Origin of the sequence: Bacillus sp. AFS041924 (assembly GCF_002577195.1) — a bacterium.
Taxonomy (GTDB): Bacteria; Bacillota; Bacilli; order Bacillales; family Bacillaceae_G; genus Gottfriedia.
The window spans coordinates 1-2708 of the sequence record NZ_NULG01000131.1; the positions used below are offsets into that span (position 1 = coordinate 1).

1 protein-coding gene is annotated in these 2708 nt (G+C 35.1%); it reads left to right on the forward strand.

Annotated features, from left to right (window positions below):
* Positions 1-760 precede the first annotated feature (760 nt).
* The gene (ltrA, locus tag COC46_RS20645; RefSeq protein WP_483295517.1) at positions 761-2563 is read left to right on the forward strand and encodes a group II intron reverse transcriptase/maturase; all 1803 of its coding nucleotides are present in this window, start codon (positions 761-763) and stop codon (positions 2561-2563) included.
* Positions 2564-2708: the final 145 nt, after the last annotated feature.

Below are 2708 nucleotides of genomic sequence, written 5' to 3' on the forward strand. Positions count from 1 at the left end.
TAGTTGTGCGAAATGTTTCTAGTTTAAATGGAGAATGGTCACATTACTCTAGTAAAGGCTAGACAGTTCCTTTCGGAATTGAAGGATTATATCGAAGAATCAAATGATTGGGTAACGCCTTGAAGGGTTCTCTCTTAGTCGAATAGCATTAGATTTAGTAAGAATGATCATGTTATAAGCTCGGCGAAAAGGCGTGAGAAATTACCGTACCAGTTTGGCTGACGAAAGCCTACTCGATGGAGTGGTGTAGTTCATGATGCTTGAGTTGAATGAATATGGTGAGAATGCGAATAAGCCTACCATAAAAGGTTAAGCTGACGAACTTCTGAATGTACGGGTCTATACCTGCGATACATAGAAATGTGTATATCACCAAATTGTGAGGTTAGATGTGGATGAGTAAGACTAACTAATATGAAAATCCATGATACGTTACAGGCGTATGAATGCTAACAGGCTTACAGGAAGCACCTAAGTTCATTCTATAATAGATATAATTCAACATTGTAAGCTGATAACGTGGAGGACTTACTTCTAACGAAGCGTTGGCAAGGAAAGCATTAATGATATTAGTTACTGCATAACTTGTCTTTGTATCAGTGAAAGTGGTGGCACAGTACCAATGAAATGTCTAATCCACATGAAGGGATAGCCACTAGACTAATAAGATTTATTCAACCATGTAAGGCAGTTCTTTATCGATTAATAAGGTTCTTGTGAGACTAAAAGAGGTTTAACTTCGAAAGGAGTAACCGACTTATTGAAACGGGAGAAACTGAGACACAGTGAATATTACTGTATGCAAACTTGTTTTGACATACTTTATGCTCAAAGTGTCAATGGTCATCACTTCTATGATTTAACAGAATTAATATGTTCTGAAGATAATATTCGACTTGCCTACCGAAACATTAAAAGAAATACAGGTAGCAAAACTGCGGGAACAGATAAATTAACGATTGATGATATTACACATCTGTCAGTTACAGAAGTAATAGAAAAGGTTCAAACAATGTTCATGTGTTACGAGCCTCAAACAGTAAGGCGTGTTTTTATTCCGAAAGGAAAAGGAAAAACCAGACCATTGGGGATTCCAACAATTTGGGATAGAATCTTTCAACAATGTATACTTCAAATTTTAGAGCCAATATGTGAAGCAAAATTCCATAAACACAGTTATGGATTCAGACCGAATCGTAGCACACACCATGCCAAAGCTAGATTCGAGTTCCTTATAAATCGAGTTGGACTCTACCATTGTATTGATGTTGATATAAAAGGATTCTTTGATAACGTTAATCATAGTAAATTACTAAAACAAATGTGGTCGTTAGGTATAAGGGATAAACCACTTCTTTCTATTATATCTAAACTGTTAAAAGCAGAGATTGAAGGTGTAGGTATTCCTACAAGAGGGACCCCACAAGGAGGAATATTATCTCCTTTACTTTCCAACATTGTATTAAATGAGTTGGATTGGTGGATTAGTGAACAATGGGAAACGTTTAAAAGTAACCATACTTATTTGAGCAATGGTAGCAAGTATAAGTCTTTAAAGAGAACAGCTTTGAAGGAGTGCTTCATCGTCCGCTATGCGGACGATTTTAAGATAATGTGCAGGACAAGGTCACAGGCAATAAAAATGAATTACGCATTGAAAGATTTCTTAAAAAACAGACTACACTTGGAAACAAGTGAAGAAAAATCTAAAATTATCAATTTAAAGAAGAACTCTTCCGAGTTTCTTGGCTTTTCAGTAAAAGCCATAAGAAAAGGAAAAACTTACGTATCAAGTTCCGATATGTCGAAGAAGGCAAAAGAAAACGCCTTCCAAAAGATAAAGGAAGCTATAAAATTGATTAAGAAAAAACCTAGTGCTCAGACTGTCTGGAATTTCAATACCGTGGTAATGGGAATCCAAAACTATTATTCTGTTGCCTCTCAAATTACTATTAATCTAAATAAGTTAAACTATCATCTACGCAAAACGTTATACAATCAACTAAAGAATATTAGAACAGAGGCAAGTTTTCATGATATGACCAAGACCTTACAGAAAAGGTACAAAGGTTATGAAAGTAAGTTATTTAAGATAAAGGAAATGGTTTTTGTCCCTATACATGCCCAACGGTGGAAATTACCACGTTGTTTTTCACAAACCACGTGTAACTTCACTGCCGAAGGAAGAGCAAAAATACATAATAGCTTAAAAGCTATCGATAGAAATATACTTACTTACATCATGAGAAACTACATTCCAAATCGATCAATTGAATACAATGACAATCGAATCAGTAAATTTATTGCCCAATATGGCAAATGTGCCATATTAGGAGTGGATTTAGGGATTAATGAATGGCATTGCCATCACATTAACCCTTATCATATTTCAAATGATGATAGCTATTCAAATCTTATTATTGTAGATAAAGCTATACATAAACTGCTTCATCTAAAAGATAAAGCTAAAATAGAAGCTCTTTTGAAATCCTTAAACCTTACTCAAAAGCAAATGGAAAAAGTAAATTCATTACGACTAAAATGTCAGAATCAAACAATCTAAAATTGGAAGAAAAGCACTCGTCTGCTTAATACATAGAAAAGAATAAATTGGAATAGTTGGAACGCCGTATGCGGTGAAAGTCGCACGTACGGTGTGAACAGGGGGAAAAGGGAGCGATAACTTCAAACCCTTACCTATCTGTATG